This is a genomic window from Kineosporia babensis (genome assembly GCF_021129305.1).
GTDB classification, from domain to species: Bacteria; Actinomycetota; Actinomycetes; order Actinomycetales; family Kineosporiaceae; genus Kineosporia; species Kineosporia babensis.
Genome location: NZ_JAJOMB010000013.1, coordinates 108567 through 122407, shown reverse-complemented (window position 1 = coordinate 122407; position 13841 = coordinate 108567). Strand labels below are relative to the sequence as shown.

The window sequence follows — 13841 nt, the reverse complement described above, 5'->3', positions numbered from 1 at the left end:
TTCTCTGCGGGGTGAATCCTCCCGGTAGTTCGGGCGAGACCGGTCGCATCGTCAGGATCGGTACCCGCTCGTCGCCGATGGCCCTGGCCCAGGTGGAGCGAGTCCGGGCCGAGCTGACTGCACTGGTGCCCGATCTGCAGGTGCTGGTCGTCCCGGTCACCACCAGCGGCGATCGCTGGCAGGGGTCCCTGGCCGCGCTCGGGGGCAAGGGCGCGTTCACCAAAGAGGTGGACCAGCTCCTGCTCACCGGTGCGGTGGACATCGCGGTGCACTGCATGAAGGACGTGCCCGGGGACCGGCCGGTGCCGGCCGGAACCGCGTTCGCCTGCTATCTGGAACGCGACGACATCCGCGACGCCTTGATCCATCCCGGCGGCCTGACCCTCGACGAGCTCCCGCCGGGCACCCGGATCGGCACCTCCGCGGTGCGCCGGATCGCCCAGCTGGCGCGCCGTTACCCGGAACTGGTCACCGTGCCGATCCGGGGCAACGCCAACAGCCGCCTGGCCAAGCTCGAGGCCGGAGAGGCAGACGCGCTGCTGCTGGCCTACTCCGGGCTGGAGCGGATCGGCGAGAGCGCCCGTGCCACGCAGATCCTCGACGTGGACACGATGTGCCCTCCGGTCGGCGCCGGCGTGCTCGGCCTGCAGTGCCGCGAGGACGACTCGGCCATGATCGAGCTGGTCGATCGCCTGGGCAGTCCGGACACCTGGCGGGAGACCACGGCCGAGCGGATGCTGCTGCATGTGCTGCAGGGCAGCTGCAACAGCCCGATCGCCGCACACTCCTCCTCCGGGCCGGACGGCACGCTCTCGCTGCGGGCGATGGTGTTCTCACTCGACGGCAAGACCATCGTGCAGGCCGAGGAAACCGACGGCGCTCTGGACCCGGTGCTGCTGGGCACCTCGGTCGCGATCAGCCTGCTGCGTCAGGGCGGCCGCGAGCTGCTCGACGCCTCGGCGGGCCCGGTCTGAGCCGGGTTCACGGTTTCCTCCGAGGCCGGGCCCGGCGCCACAGATCCGCGTCCGGCTCGGCCAGTTCACGGATCTCCAGCCGGGCCAGCGAAGGCAGGACCAGGCTCTCACTCAGACCGGCCTGGAGGCACAGCTCATCGAGGGTGATGGATTTTCGTACCGGAAGCGTGTCGAGCACCCGCAGGTCGTGGGGTTCCAGGCCGTCGCGCTCACCCGGGGCAGCGCCGCCTTCAGGTAGGACGAAAGTTCCGATCGGACCGGCAAGTTCGCACAGTTCCGCGGCCGAGGTGATGCACACTGCACCGTTGCGCAGCAGCCGGTGAGCTCCGTAGGACGCCGGTGAGGTGACCGGGCCGGGCACAGCTCCCACCGGGCGGCTCAGCCGGTCTGCCCACTGCGCGGTGCCCGTGGTCCCGGAACGGCTACCTGCCTCGACCACGCAGGTGGCCTGCCCCAGCGCCGCAATGATGCGGTTGCGCAGGATGAACCGCCAGCGGGTGGGAGCCGAGCCGACCGGCACCTCACTCACCAGAGCGCCGAACCGGCCGATCTCGTGGATGAGCCGTTCGTTCGTGGCCGGATAGGCCCGGTCCACCCCGCCCGCCAGCACCGCGACGGTCGGCCCGCTGACCGCAAGGGCCCCGCGGTGCGCCGCCGCGTCGATGCCCAGGGCTGCTCCGGAGACCACGGTCAGACCTCGGTCGGCGCAGCCCAGAGCCAGTTCGGTGGCCATGTGCTCGCCGTAGCTGGTGGCGGCCCGGGCACCGACGATCGAGACCGCTTGACCACCGGCCTGGCCCAAGTCGAGTGGGCCGACGACGTAAAGGCAGAAGGGCATTTCGGCTTCCAGCCGCAGCAGGCTCTCGGGCCACTCCGGGTCGGACGGGATCAGCAGACGCCCGCCGAGCGTGGTCAGATTACGGATGTCCCGGACCGGATCGAGCGCGGCAAGCTTGTCGACATAACGCTGCGAGTGCAGCCCGGCCCGGGCCTCGGCCAGCGCCTCGACTGCGCCCAACCGCGCCACCAGGGCTCCGGCCTTGGGATCGGCCGGTTCCACCAGGCGGCTCCAGATCACACGGGCCAGGCGCTCTGCGTCGTCGGTCAGATCTCCTGCTGCGGGTGTTCCGGCGACGGATTCTGCCGCAGGGTGGTCCGCCGAATCCGGCGGGTCGCCTGACAACTCCTTCCCGGCCTGCGGTACTTCCTGCGTGGCCACTGATGATCCTGACCCGGTCTCCGCCCATCCTGGAACAGCCTTCGGCTCTGCCCTCTCGGCTTCCGGCAGTTGCGGCTCAGGGGCCACCACCCCCTGATGCATCCGGCCTGACGCCGCGGGCCCAGCTCCCGGCAATGTCGGCCCGGATCTCGGCAGTGCCGACCCGGCTCCCGCCGATGTCGGCCCGGTTTTCGGCAAAGTCGGCTCGGCTTCCGGCGTCTTCTGGGCCGGCAGATGCATCAGCGCCGGATCAGGCCAGACCAGTCTGGCTGGTTCTGCGGCCGGAACACCGGTGGCCGAAACAGCGGTGGCCGTAACAGCGGTGGCCAGTATCTGTGCGTTGTCCTCTTCGGCCGGAATCCCGATGTCCAGCGTCCCTACTCTGTTCTCTTCTACCCGATCCTCCGTACTCACACCGTCACCTGCCCTCGTCGACGCAGCATCAGGGCCCGGGAGACGTCGTCCCTGGTAGGCCTTTCCTGCCCGGCCAGGTCACTCACAGTCCAAGAGACTTTGAGTACTCGGTCGTGCCCGCGAATCGAGAGACGTCCGTTGTCCAGCGCGTGATCGACGTCCTGAGTCACCGCGGAAGAAAGCTTGAGCCGCCCCCGCAGATAGCTCCCCGGTACCTCGCCGTTGCAGCTCCACGGTGTTCCGGCCAGACGTTCCTTGGCCACGGCACGGGCTTGAAGCACTCGTTCGGCCACCACCGCAGTACTTTCGGCGGGCTCGTCCGCAGCCATGTCCGCCCGGGACACCGGTAGGACGTCCACCTGTAGATCCACCCGGTCCAGCAGAGGGCCCGACAGACGGGAAAGGTAGCGGCGCCGGGCGTTCGGTACGCAGACGCAGTCCAGCCCTCGGCCGGAGGCGAATCCGCAGGGACAGGGATTGCTGGCCAGGACGAGCAGAAAACGGGCCGGGAACCGGGCAGAGCCGTTGGCCCGGTGGATCACCAGATCGCCGTGCTCCAGCGGCTGACGCAGCGAATCCAGTACCTGAGCTGCGAATTCGCCGGCTTCATCCAAGAAGAGAATGCCTCGGTGGGCCAGCGAAGCCGCACCTGGATGCGGCAGGCCGCTACCGCCGCCGACCATCGAGACGACGGTACAGGTGTGGTGCGGGTTCTGGAACGGAGGCCTCCGGATCAGCCCGGTCGCGGCATCCAGGGTTCCGGCGACCGAGTGCACCGCAGTCACTTCCACGGCCGACTCGTCGTCCAGGTCCGGCAGAATGCCGGGCAGCCGAGAGGCGAGCAAGGTCTTCCCCGTTCCGGGTGGGCCCATGAGCAGCAAGTGATGCCCGCCCGCGGCCGCCAGCTCCAGCGCGTAGCGGGCCTGTTTCTGGCCGACCACATCGGCCAGATCGGGTTTGGGCCCGGCCGGTGGACCACCCGGGGCGGGAACCAGGCTGGAAGGCTGCAGCAGAACGTCACCCGGCCCCGTCGGCCGGGCCGATCCGCTGGAACGGGCCGCGCCCGCCCCGGAGATCCCGGGCAGAAGAGCCTGTTCCAGTTCGAGCCGCGGTTCGGAGGGTTCTCCCCCGTGCAACCGGATCAGGTCGGCCAGGGTACGCACCGGATGCACCCGGGCCCCGGGCACCAGCCTCGCCTCGGCCTCGTTGGCGATCGGCACCACGACGTCCGGGTAGCCGCCACGAACCGCTGCCAACGTAGCCGGAAGCACGCCCCGGACCGGCCGGACCCGTCCGTTCAGCCCCAGTTCGCCGACATGGACGAACTGCTGGACCAGCGGCGAGCACAGCACCGACTGGGCGGTGAGCAGGGCCACCGCGACCGCCAGGTCGAAGCTGCTGCCGGCCTTGGGCAGCGCCGCCGGGGAGAGATTCACGGTGATCCGGCGCTGCGGCAGCGGATGCCCGGAGTTGGAGCAGGCGGCCCGCACCCGGTCGCGGGACTCGGCCAGCGAGGCGTCCGGCAGCCCGACCAGCGTGAAAGCAGGCAGGCCGAGGGCGATGTCGGCCTCCACGTCGACCACGTGCCCGGTCATCCCGACGATGGCCACGGCCAGAGCTCTGCCCAGGGCCATTCAGGCCACCGCCTTCAGGTGCACCAGCCGGGCGGTGCCGGACAGCGGCCGGACGATGCCCACCACGTCGATCCGCACGTCCCGGTAGAAACGCTCCTGCGAGGACAGCCAGGCCCCGGCCAGCCGGCGCAACCGGCCGGCCTTGAGCGCGGTCACCGCCTCGATCGGATCACCGGCCCGCAGCGACTGTCTGGTCTTGACCTCGCACACCACCAGGCACTCCTGATCCAGGGCGACCAGATCGATCTCCCCGTGCCGGCACCGCCAGTTGCGGGCCAGGATCCGGCAGCCCGTTGCCTCCAGGTGCGCGGCCGCCAGATCTTCCCCGTACCGGCCGAGTTCGGCCTTCTCCAACTGCATCCTCACCACCTCCGTCCCGAAAGCATCCAGGCATGAACAGGTTCCGGTCATCTCCGGATCGGCAACTGTGGACAAACCCCGGTTCGTGTACGTCAGTGGAGCGGCTCTCGGCCGGAGCGACTCCAGCCAGGGTTTACCCCTACATGCCCCTGAAGACCGATCAGGGTCAGCCCAGGGGATGATTTGCAGAAATGGGGATCGGGACCGGGCCGAAATGTCGGAGGGCCGCACTAGAGTCGGCCAGGTCATGATGATCTCGGTCGAGAACCTCTCGAAGCGCTACGGCGCTGTCACCGCGCTCGACGGGCTGACCTTCGCCATCGAGCCGGGAGTCGTCGGGCTGGTCGGAGCCAACGGGGCCGGCAAGTCCACGATGATCAAGATCCTGCTCGGGCTGCTGCCGGCCACCACCGGTGGCGCCCGGGTCCTGGGTCTCGACGTCGCCACCGACGGCCCCGCCATCCGGCAACGTGTGGGCTACATGCCCGAGCACGACTGCCTTCCGGCCGACATGTCGGCCACCGAGTTCGTGCTGCACATGGCCCGGATGTCCGGCCTGCCGCTGACCGCGGCCCGCGAGCGCACCGCCGACACCCTGCGCCACGTCGGCCTCTACGAGGAGCGCTACCGCTCGATGGGCGGGTACTCCACCGGGATGAAGCAGCGGGTCAAGCTGGCCCAGTCGCTGGTGCACGACCCGGGTCTGCTGCTGCTGGACGAGCCCACCAACGGCCTGGACCCGGCCGGGCGGGACCAGATGCTCGAGCTGCTGCGCCGGATCGGCACCGAGTTCGGCATCCCGATGCTGGTCACCTCGCACCTGCTGGGTGAGCTGGAGCAGATCTGCGACCACATCGTGGTGGTGGACGGCGGTCGGCTGCTGCGTTCCACCTCCACCGCGGACGTCACCTCGGCCAGCCGCATCCTGGCGATCGAGGTGGACGAGCGGATGGATGAGGTGGGTCGCGCGATGCACGCGGCCGGGCTGCTGGTGCACCCGGCCGGACGCCAGCTCGAGGTCGAACTGGTGGACGACTCCACCTACGACCTGGTGCTCGACGTGGTGGTGCAACTCGGAGTGGGGCTGCACCGGCTGGAGCGCCGCCGTCACCGGATGGCCGAGATCTTCCGGGTCGACCCCAGTCTCGACCCACAGAGCCAGGCTTCGGCTTCCACGGCCGGTCAGGCCGCGGCCGCCGCGCTGCAGCAGCAATGGGTCACGGCCGCGCAGAACCACCGGCCGCAGGAATCGGACCAGCCGAGGGGCGGCGACGATGAGCAGTGACTCCGGAGCCGGTAGCGGTGTCATCCACGACATCGGTTTCCGGCACTACGAGGGCCCCCGGCTCGGCCGCGGTTACCTGATCCGCTCGCTGTACGCCGACAGCCTGCGTGGTTGCTACGGTCTCGGCCGGTCCACGAAGTCGAAGATCATGCCGTTCCTGCTGCTCCTGGTGATGACCGCCCCGGCGGTCATCATGGCCGTGGTGGCCGGTGTGCTGGGGCTGGACGAACTGCCGCTCGACTACGTCAGCTACATCTTCGCGCTGAGCTCGGCGATCACGATCTTCCTGGCTGCCCAGGCGCCGGCCACGGTCTCGCGCGACCTGCGCTTTCGCACCATGCCGCTGTACCTGTCCCGGCCGCTGACCCGCAACGACTACGTGCTGGCCAAATACGGCGCGATGAGCACCGCCCTGTTCATCCTGATCGCCGTCCCGCAGACCGCGCTGTTCATCGGGGCCCTGCTGGCCAAGATGGAGTTCTGGCCGAACGCGAAGGGCTGGGCCGCCGGCCTTCTCGGCGCATTCCTGCTCAGTCTGGTGCTGTCCGGGATCGGCCTGCTGATCGCCTCGATCACCCCGCGCCGGGGCTTCGGGGTGGCTGCCGTGATCACCGTGCTCCTGCTGCTGACCCTGGTCAGCGGCGTGCTCTCGGCCCTGTCCTACGAGAACGACCAGGCCGCCCTGTCCGCCTATTTCGCCCTGCTGAACCCGGTCTCGCTGGTCCAGGGTGTGCTGGTCTGGACCGTCAACGCCGAGTCCACCTACCCCGAACCGCCGCCCGGCACTCTGGGCGGGCTGGTCTTCACCGCGGTCATGCTCCTGGTGATCGCCGGTTCCTACGCCCTGCTGGCCGCCCGCTACCGGAAGGTCTCAGCATCATGACCGCGACTGTGCCCTATCGGCCCCGCACCGCGGGAGCACCGGTCACGATGAAGCTGGAGCAGGTCAGCCGCTGGTTCGGCAATGTCGTGGCGGTGAACGACGTCTCGATGACGATCGGCCCGGGGGTGACCGGCCTGCTCGGTCCCAACGGGGCCGGCAAGTCCACGCTGATCCACCTGATGAGCGGGTTCCTGCCGCCCTCCTCCGGCACGGTCACCATCGACGGCGAGACCACCTGGCACAACGAGAGCATCTACCGCCGGATCGGTCTGGTGCCGGAACGAGAGGCGATGTACGACGGGGTGTCCGGCTGGAACTTCGTGCTCTCCAACGCCAAGCTGCACCGGCTGCCCGACCCGCAGGCCGCGGCCCGGCGGGCGATCGAGACCGTGGACATGGAGTCGGCGGCCGGGCGTGACGTGGGCACCTACTCCAAGGGCATGAAGCAGCGCATCAAGATGGCCACCGCGCTGGTGCACGACCCGGACGTGCTGCTGCTCGACGAGCCCTTCAACGGGATGGATCCGCGTCAGCGCCTGCAACTGATGGACCTGATGGCCGAGCTCGGCCGCAACGGCCGGGTGGTGCTGTTCAGCTCGCACATCCTCGAAGAGGTCGAGCAGATCGCGGCTGGGATCGAGGTGATGGTGGCCGGCCGGCACGCGGCCTCCGGCGACTTCCGCGAGATCCGCCGCCTGATGACCGAACGGCCGCACCAGTACACGATCCGCTCCAGCGACGACCGCGCGCTGGCCGCGGCCCTGATCGCCGACGGCTCCACCGCCGGCGTCGAACTCGGCCGCCGCAGCGGGACGGAGATCCTGAACGTGCAGGCCACCGACTACAACCGGTTCGCCCACCGGCTGCCGGTCTTCGCCCGGGAACGAGGGATCCGGTTGTACGAGGTCACACCCGCCGACGAGTCGCTGGAGAAAGTCTTCTCCTACCTGGTCAGCCGATGAACGCCACCGTAGCCGGGCTCACCTGGCACAGCCTCGTCGGCCGCCGTCGCGCCGTCCTGCTCTTCGTCCTGCCGGCCGTACTGCTGGCCCTGGCCCTGCTGGTGCGGCTGGTCAGCGGTCAGTCCGCCGGCGCCGCCGCCGATCTGCTCGGCTCGTTCTCGCTCGGGTTCCTGATCCCGCTGCTGTGCCTGATCGCCGGCACCGGAGCGATCGGCCCGGAGATCGACGACGGCTCGATCGTCTATCTGCTGGCCAAACCCCTGAACCGCTACGTCATCGCGGTCAGCAAGTGGGTGGTGGCACTCGGCGTGATCGTCATCTTCGGCGTGCTGCCCACCCTGGCCGCAGGTTTCATCATGGCGGGCAGCGACAGCAACCTGGCCACCGGCTACGCCGCGGGCGCGCTGCTGGCCGGCATCGCCTACGCCACGGTGTTCCTGCTGCTGGCCGTGCTCACCCGCAACGCCGTGGTGATCGGTCTGCTCTACGCGCTGGTCTGGGAAGCCGCGATCGGCGGCTACGTGCCCGGGGCCCAGGCCCTGAGCATTCAGCAGTGGGCCCTCGCCGTCACCCAGAAGATGGTCGGTGATCAGGCGTCCGGTCTGGGCATCGAGTCGGCCGTGGGGCTGGGCGCCGGGGTGACCCTGCTGGTGGTGGTCACTGTGGCCGGGCTGGCCTACACCGGTTACCGCCTGCGCAGCATCCGGATCAACGGCGACGAGTAGACGATGCGTGGGGCAGCGCACTCGGTGGACCACCGGTACCAGGTGTACACATTCGAGGAGGTTCCCTGAGTTTGCTGCCGAGCCACTGCGGGTCAGGGGGCTCAGCCAGAAGCATGACCAGCGAAGCCGAGCAGCGAGCCGAGGCAAGCTGGAAGGTTCGGTTGGCGAGGCCGGTTGGCGAGGCCGGTTGGCGAGGCCGGTTGAAAAGTCAGGCCAGCGAGATCAGCTGAGCGCAGGATCCGCGAATCCGTCCGGAAAGGCGGGTTGGGCAGGGCTGGCCGGGGCAGAACTTCGCCTGGGGTGCGGAGACAGGCATACGGAGCCCGTGATCGCGAGAAGCTCCTCCCGCGGTCACGGGCTCGTTCGCCGGTTCAGGAGGCGGAGCCGAAGCCACCGTTCTTCGGTAGCTGGAGATCGTTCGGCGTGAGCTCTTCCACGTTCACGTCCTTGAACGTGACCACTTTGACCGCCTTGACGAAGCGGGCCGGGCGGTAGACGTCCCAGACCCAGGCGTCGCTCATCGAGACCTCGAAGTAGACCTCGCCGTCGGCCGAGCGCACCTGCAGGTCGACCTGGTTGGCCAGGTAGAAACGCCGCTCGGTCTCGACCACGTAGCTGAAGAGACCGACCACGTCGCGGTACTCGCGATAGAGCTGCAGCTCCATCTCGGTCTCGTAGTTCTCCAGGTCCTCGGCGCTCATCCCGCCTCCCTGCCGCCACGGGCCCGCGATCTGGAGGCTTGCCGTCGCTCGTTCATACCTGCCGCTTGCTCCTGTGTGCCGCTGGTCGGACCATCCCGTCCCATGATGGCGCAGAACCGTGCCGCCGGGGACGTCAGCCGCGCCCCTCTTCACCGGCAAAGGCCCGACGGTCCGGATACACCCCGCTCCGGCCTGCAACGATGCCAAGCAGACGGATGATCCGAATCGGTTGGAAGAAATGCCCGGAGCGTCCGGCTCAGGCCAGTGCCAGACCGATCTCCACCCCGCCCCAGGCCAGGAGCAGCCCTCCCAGGACCGAGAGCGCCACGTAACCGGCGGCCCAGCCGAGCCGTTCCTGGCGAGCCAGCTGAACCGTCTCGAAGCTGAACGTGCTGTAGGTGGTGAACGCGCCGCACCAGCCGGTCCCGGCCGCCGCCAGCGCCTCGCCGGGCAGCGCTCCCCCAGCCGCCAGCCCGAGCAGCAGACCGAGCCCGGCCGAGCCCAGCAGATTGATCAGCAGCGTGCCCAGGGGCAGCCCGGTCTCGTGCCGGGCCTGCACCCAGCGGTCCAGCAGATAGCGGCTGGGCGCCCCCAGAGCTGCTCCGAGCCCCACCATCAACGGCAGAAGCATCAGTGCTCACCGGCCCGGACCACCAGCCGCGAGCCCAGGACAACCCCCAGCAGCGCCCCGGCCAGGGTCAGCCCCGCGTAGAGCACCGCCGCCAGCGGCCGACCGGCATCGATCAGCTGAAAGGTGTCCGTGCTGTAGGTGGAGAAGGTGGTGAAGCCGCCGAGGATGCCTACCCCGAAGAACGGCCGGATCAGCGGGTGCGGCTCGGCCAAGCGCCCCGAGCGCCCCGAGCGCCCCAGCCAGGCCATCAGAGCGCCCATGAACAGCCCGCCGGAGATGTTGATGATCAGGATCGCCCAGGGCACTCCCCCGGGCGAGGAGGGAATCAGCTGGGTCAGGCCGTACCGTGCCTGCGCGCCGATCACACCGCCCAGCGCGATCACCGCCAGCACCCGGCCGCCGGTCATGGGAAGAGCGTCAGCTCTTCGTGGTCGTACCCCACCGCCCGGCCGTGCTCCGGCGGCGGCAGCTCGGCCGAAGGCGAAGAAACCGAAGGTGAAGAAACCTCAGAAGCAGCAGCCAGATCGGCGTCGCCCAGCTCCTCCGCCGAATCAGCCGCCGATTCCGCCTCGGCGACCACCACGTCCTCAATTTCGGAAACAGACTCCAGATCCAGGGTCTCGCCGAACACCCCGTCCGAACCCGGGATGTTCCACGAAAGCCGGTGCAGCCGGCTGGGGCCCAGCCGCCGCAGGGCCGCCAGGTGGTCCGGCGCCGAGTAACCCTTGTTCAGTTCCCAGCCGTACCCCGGGTACTGGTCCGCGAAAGACACCATCAGCGCGTCGCGTTCGACCTTGGCCAGCACACTCGCCGCGGCCACGGCCGCGCACCGCAGGTCGGCCTTGACCTGGGTGGTCACCCGCCCCGGCACGATCGACGCCAGCGGCTCACCGTCGATGAAGCTCAGCGGGTGCCCGACCGCCACCGGCTCCTCGTCGAAGTCGAACAGCGAGGTGCCCTGCGGCGCCTCTTCCACCGGATCGACCGGAACGCTCAGCCAGTCGTGCGAACCGTCCAGCAGCGCGCAGTCCGGCCGGATCTCCAGCGTGGCGAAGGCCCGGGCGGCGGCGAGCCGGAGCGCGGAGATGATCCCGATCTCGTCGATCTCGTCCGAGGTGGCATGCCCGACCGCGCTCATCGGCGCCCAGCGCCGCAACCGCGGCACCAGCTTCTCGCGGGCGGCCGGAGCCAGGAGCTTGGAATCCCGGACGCCGGTCGGCGCGGACTTCGTCTCCAGGTCAACCACGACCACGCCGACCGTCACCGGACCGGCCAGTGCGCCTCGCCCCACCTCGTCGATCCCGGCGACGAAACGGTGCCCCTCGCGCAGCAGCTTGCGCTCCTCGCGCAGCGTGGGCGGCTGGGCCGTGAGCTTCTTCAGCAGGGCCTTCTTGGCCGCCGCCTTACGTGCCTTGGCCCGCTGCGCGGCGTCCTGCTTGGCCAGCGCCTTCTTCGACAACGGCCGGGCGGCCCGGGAACCGGACAAAGGCTGGGAGCCCGAAGGACCGGACGTCGGGGTCATCGCGCGCTCACCACCTGCAAAGCTGAGAAGACGGAATGATTCGGACTGCCCGACGCTACCGGACTTGGGCGGGTTCACCGCGCGAAGGGGCAGAAGTTGCGCGTGTTTCCGTGGTCACGTCACTCCGGCCGACCGACGTCACGGCGGCCCGACCCCCTGATAGACCGACGACGGATTGGTCAGCACACCCATCCGCCCCAGCGGCCAGACCCGGGCGAACGAGACCCCCACTACGTTCTCCAGTGGCACCCCGCCGTCCGCATTGTCGCGGTGGTAGCGCGAATCGGCCGAGTCGCCACGGTTGTCCCCCAGGACCCACACATGGTCCGCGGGCACCGTGACCTCGAACTCCTCTTCGCTGGGCACCACCGTGGACTTGATGTAGGGCTCGTCGATCGCCACCCCGTTCACGGTGAGCCGGCCCTGCTCGTCGCAGCAGACCACCTTGTCGCCGGGCAGCCCGACCAGCCGCTTGATCAGGTGGTTGTCGGCGTCGCTGGGCATCAGGCCGACGAACATCAGGGCACCGTGCACCCGCTCCATGGCCGGGCTCTGGGCCTCCTTGGCCGGGGCGGGCGGCAGCCAGCCCCCCGGGTCCTCGAACACCACGATGTCGCCGCGCTGCAGGTTGAACGGACCCGGCGTGAGCTTGCTGACCAGCACCCGGTCGCCGATCTGGAGGGTGTCCTCCATCGACGAGGAGGGGATGAAGAACGCCTGCATCAGGTACGTCTTGATCACCAGCGACAGCACCAGCGCGATGGCCATCACCAGGAAGATCTCACGGAACAGGTACCCGGCCGCCTGCACCGCGGTCAGCGGCGGGTCTTCCGGCTTGGGACGGTGCGCGAGCGGGCGGAACTTACCGGGCGGCTTACGCTGCCGGGGAGGCTTGCCGGCCCGTACCCGCTCGGCGTCCAGCGCATCGCGGCGGCTGGGCCCCCGGGGCCGGCTCGGCGGGGTACGGCGGGCGCGTCTCCAGGCGTCCTCCCCGTCGTCCGGCTCCCACGAACCCGTGGAGCGGTGCGTATTCACGCCCGAGGTCACGGTGCCGGGACGTTGACGAACGTCGAGGACGGATTCCTGAGCAGACCGAACCGGCTCAGCGGCCAGACGTTCACGAAGGCCCGCCCGACGATGTTGGCCTCGGGCACCATCCCGTTGTTGACGTCGGGGTGGTAGCGGGAGTCCTGCGACACCGAGCGGTGATCACCGAGGACCCAGATGTGCCCGGCCGCCACCGTGACGGAGAACGTCTTGTCGCTCGGCGAGTCGCCCGGGTACAGGTACGGCTCGTCGATCGCCACCCCGTTCACGGTGATCCGGCCCTGCTCGTCGCAGCAGGCCACGACGTCGCCGGGCATCCCGATGACCCGCTTGATCAGGTGGTCGTCGGAGTTGCTGGGCACCAGGCCGACGAAGCTGAGCACCTTGTGCACCGCCCCGGCCTCGGCCACCGTGCTGTCGCCCAGCCAGCCGCCCGGGTCCTTGAACACCACGATGTCGCCGCGCTTGAGGTCGAACGGGCCCGGCGTCAGCTTGCTCACCAGCACCCGGTCGCCGGTCAGCAGGGTGTTCTCCATCGACGGCGAGGGGATGAAGAAGGCCTGCACCAGGAAGGTCTTGATCAGCAGGGACAGCCCGAGGGCGATCACCAGCACCATGACCAGTTCGCGGACCAGGCTGAAGAACTGCGACATCGCGGAGGGACGCGGTGCTTCCGGGGCAGTCGCCGCCGCAGCCGGCTCCGGACGGGTCGGCACCTCCGCCGTGGCGGCGTGGTCCGCGTCCGGGTTCCACGGATCAGCCGGGGTCACCTGGTCGTCCCAGGCGTCTCCTTCGCGCGAGCTCTTCACCGGCCACCTCCGTTGTCCAGACCACCCACGCGCGACATCGGCCAGTAGATGCCCATGACCTTGCCCACCACGTGATCGACCGGGACCGTACCGCCGCCGGGAGCACCCAGATAGGCGCGGGAATCGGCCGATTCGGAACGATGGTCACCCATCACCCACAGGCGGCCCTCGGGCACCTCGATGTCGAACTTCACGTCGCTCGGTGCGTTGCCCTCGGCCAGGTACGGCTCGTCGACCGGAGTGCCGTTGACCGTCAGACGCCCCTCGGCGTCGCAGCACACCACACGATCACCAGACACACCTATCACTCGCTTGACGTAGTCACGCGATCCGACCGGCATGCTGAAGACCGTCGCCAGCGCCCGGCCGAGACCGGCCAGCAGCGTGTCCGGCCCGTCGTCCAGCGGGTCGAACACCCCGGCGCCGTTGAACACGATCACGTCGCCGCGCTGCACGTCCGAGGTCAGATAGGAGAAGCGGGATACCAGCACCCGGTCGCCGATCTGCACGGTCGGCTCCATCGAACCGGTCGGGACCACGAACGACTGCAGGACCAGCGCCCGGATCAGCGCGATCGTCACCGCGACCGCGACCAGGCCGGTGGCGGCCCGGCGCAGCGGGCTCGCCGAAGTGCGCTCAGGCATCGCCGGACGGGGTGACGTCGGCACGGTACGG

The 13841-nt window shown here is 69.4% G+C and carries 15 protein-coding genes; 5 read left to right on the top strand and 10 right to left on the bottom strand.

What is annotated here, in order from left to right; all coding sequences use genetic code 11:
- Positions 1–11 precede the first annotated feature (11 nt).
- Positions 12–974 (top strand): hydroxymethylbilane synthase, encoded by a 963-nt coding sequence (hemC, locus tag LR394_RS23115; protein WP_231445411.1) that lies wholly within the window; start codon positions 12–14, stop codon positions 972–974.
- A 7-nt stretch (positions 975–981) separates the two neighbouring features.
- On the opposite strand, the gene dprA is transcribed toward hemC, so the two are convergent.
- From dprA to LR394_RS23100, 3 genes are all read right to left on the bottom strand, one after another.
- Positions 982–2193, bottom strand: a complete 1212-nt coding sequence (gene dprA / locus LR394_RS23110) for a DNA-processing protein DprA (RefSeq protein ID WP_231445403.1) — start codon at positions 2191–2193, stop codon at positions 982–984.
- 410 nt (positions 2194–2603) lie between these two features.
- A complete protein-coding gene (locus LR394_RS23105) occupies positions 2604–4241 on the bottom strand; it encodes a YifB family Mg chelatase-like AAA ATPase (RefSeq protein WP_231445401.1) in 1638 nt (545 codons plus the stop codon).
- Entirely contained in the window at positions 4242–4601 is a 360-nt protein-coding gene (locus tag LR394_RS23100; RefSeq protein ID WP_231445399.1) for a YraN family protein, read from the bottom strand. It abuts the gene before it with no gap.
- 250 nt (positions 4602–4851) lie between these two features.
- Here LR394_RS23100 and LR394_RS23095 point away from each other — a divergent pair, with 250 nt between their 5' ends.
- The 4 genes from LR394_RS23095 to LR394_RS23080 are packed head-to-tail and all read left to right on the top strand — an operon-like array spanning position 4852 to position 8456.
- The gene (locus LR394_RS23095) at positions 4852–5886 is read left to right on the top strand and encodes an ABC transporter ATP-binding protein (protein WP_407937108.1); all 1035 of its coding nucleotides are present in this window, start codon (positions 4852–4854) and stop codon (positions 5884–5886) included.
- The gene (locus LR394_RS23090) at positions 5876–6769 is read left to right on the top strand and encodes an ABC transporter permease (RefSeq protein WP_231445395.1); all 894 of its coding nucleotides are present in this window, start codon (positions 5876–5878) and stop codon (positions 6767–6769) included. Before LR394_RS23095 ends, LR394_RS23090 begins: the two co-directional genes overlap by 11 nt.
- The gene (locus LR394_RS23085; protein ID WP_231445393.1) at positions 6766–7731 is read left to right on the top strand and encodes an ABC transporter ATP-binding protein; all 966 of its coding nucleotides are present in this window, start codon (positions 6766–6768) and stop codon (positions 7729–7731) included. The genes LR394_RS23090 and LR394_RS23085 overlap by 4 nt, the downstream gene beginning before the upstream one ends.
- Complete coding sequence (locus tag LR394_RS23080) at positions 7728–8456, top strand: ABC transporter permease (RefSeq protein WP_231445391.1); 729 nt, start codon at positions 7728–7730, stop codon at positions 8454–8456. Before LR394_RS23085 ends, LR394_RS23080 begins: the two co-directional genes overlap by 4 nt.
- A gap of 371 nt (positions 8457–8827) precedes the next feature.
- Here the strand turns inward: LR394_RS23080 and LR394_RS23075 are convergent, their stop codons facing one another.
- The 7 genes from LR394_RS23075 to lepB (LR394_RS23045) form a co-directional block, all read right to left on the bottom strand.
- Complete coding sequence (locus LR394_RS23075) at positions 8828–9157, bottom strand: DUF2469 domain-containing protein (RefSeq protein ID WP_231445389.1); 330 nt, start codon at positions 9155–9157, stop codon at positions 8828–8830.
- A 256-nt stretch (positions 9158–9413) separates the two neighbouring features.
- Positions 9414–9788: a fluoride efflux transporter CrcB gene (crcB, locus tag LR394_RS23070; RefSeq protein ID WP_231445387.1), complete on the bottom strand. Its 375-nt coding sequence runs from the start codon at positions 9786–9788 to the stop codon at positions 9414–9416.
- Complete coding sequence (crcB, locus tag LR394_RS23065) at positions 9788–10195, bottom strand: fluoride efflux transporter CrcB (RefSeq protein WP_231445385.1); 408 nt, start codon at positions 10193–10195, stop codon at positions 9788–9790. Before crcB (LR394_RS23065) ends, crcB (LR394_RS23070) begins: the two co-directional genes overlap by 1 nt.
- On the bottom strand, positions 10192–11310 hold the full coding sequence (locus tag LR394_RS23060) for a ribonuclease HII (RefSeq protein ID WP_231445383.1): 1119 nt from the start codon (positions 11308–11310) through the stop codon (positions 10192–10194). Before LR394_RS23060 ends, crcB (LR394_RS23065) begins: the two co-directional genes overlap by 4 nt.
- Positions 11311–11448: 138 nt before the next feature.
- Positions 11449–12345: a signal peptidase I gene (lepB, locus tag LR394_RS23055; RefSeq protein WP_231445381.1), complete on the bottom strand. Its 897-nt coding sequence runs from the start codon at positions 12343–12345 to the stop codon at positions 11449–11451.
- An 8-nt stretch (positions 12346–12353) separates the two neighbouring features.
- Positions 12354–13166, bottom strand: a complete 813-nt coding sequence (lepB, locus tag LR394_RS23050; protein ID WP_231445379.1) for a signal peptidase I — start codon at positions 13164–13166, stop codon at positions 12354–12356.
- Complete coding sequence (gene lepB / locus LR394_RS23045; RefSeq protein ID WP_231445377.1) at positions 13163–13834, bottom strand: signal peptidase I; 672 nt, start codon at positions 13832–13834, stop codon at positions 13163–13165. Before lepB (LR394_RS23045) ends, lepB (LR394_RS23050) begins: the two co-directional genes overlap by 4 nt.
- Between the last annotated feature and the right edge of the window lie 7 nt (positions 13835–13841).

Coding starts and splice junctions, on each gene's coding strand:
- LR394_RS23105 (WP_231445401.1), bottom strand. CDS start 4,241: ATGGCCCTGGGCAGAGCTCTGGCCGTGGCCATCGTCGGGATGACCGGG.
- LR394_RS23100 (WP_231445399.1), bottom strand. CDS start 4,601: ATGCAGTTGGAGAAGGCCGAACTCGGCCGGTACGGGGAAGATCTGGCG.
- LR394_RS23095 (WP_407937108.1), top strand. CDS start 4,852: ATGATCTCGGTCGAGAACCTCTCGAAGCGCTACGGCGCTGTCACCGCG.
- LR394_RS23090 (WP_231445395.1), top strand. CDS start 5,876: ATGAGCAGTGACTCCGGAGCCGGTAGCGGTGTCATCCACGACATCGGT.
- LR394_RS23085 (WP_231445393.1), top strand. CDS start 6,766: ATGACCGCGACTGTGCCCTATCGGCCCCGCACCGCGGGAGCACCGGTC.
- LR394_RS23080 (WP_231445391.1), top strand. CDS start 7,728: ATGAACGCCACCGTAGCCGGGCTCACCTGGCACAGCCTCGTCGGCCGC.
- LR394_RS23075 (WP_231445389.1), bottom strand. CDS start 9,157: ATGAGCGCCGAGGACCTGGAGAACTACGAGACCGAGATGGAGCTGCAG.
- crcB (WP_231445387.1), bottom strand. CDS start 9,788: ATGCTTCTGCCGTTGATGGTGGGGCTCGGAGCAGCTCTGGGGGCGCCC.
- crcB (WP_231445385.1), bottom strand. CDS start 10,195: ATGACCGGCGGCCGGGTGCTGGCGGTGATCGCGCTGGGCGGTGTGATC.
- LR394_RS23060 (WP_231445383.1), bottom strand. CDS start 11,310: ATGACCCCGACGTCCGGTCCTTCGGGCTCCCAGCCTTTGTCCGGTTCC.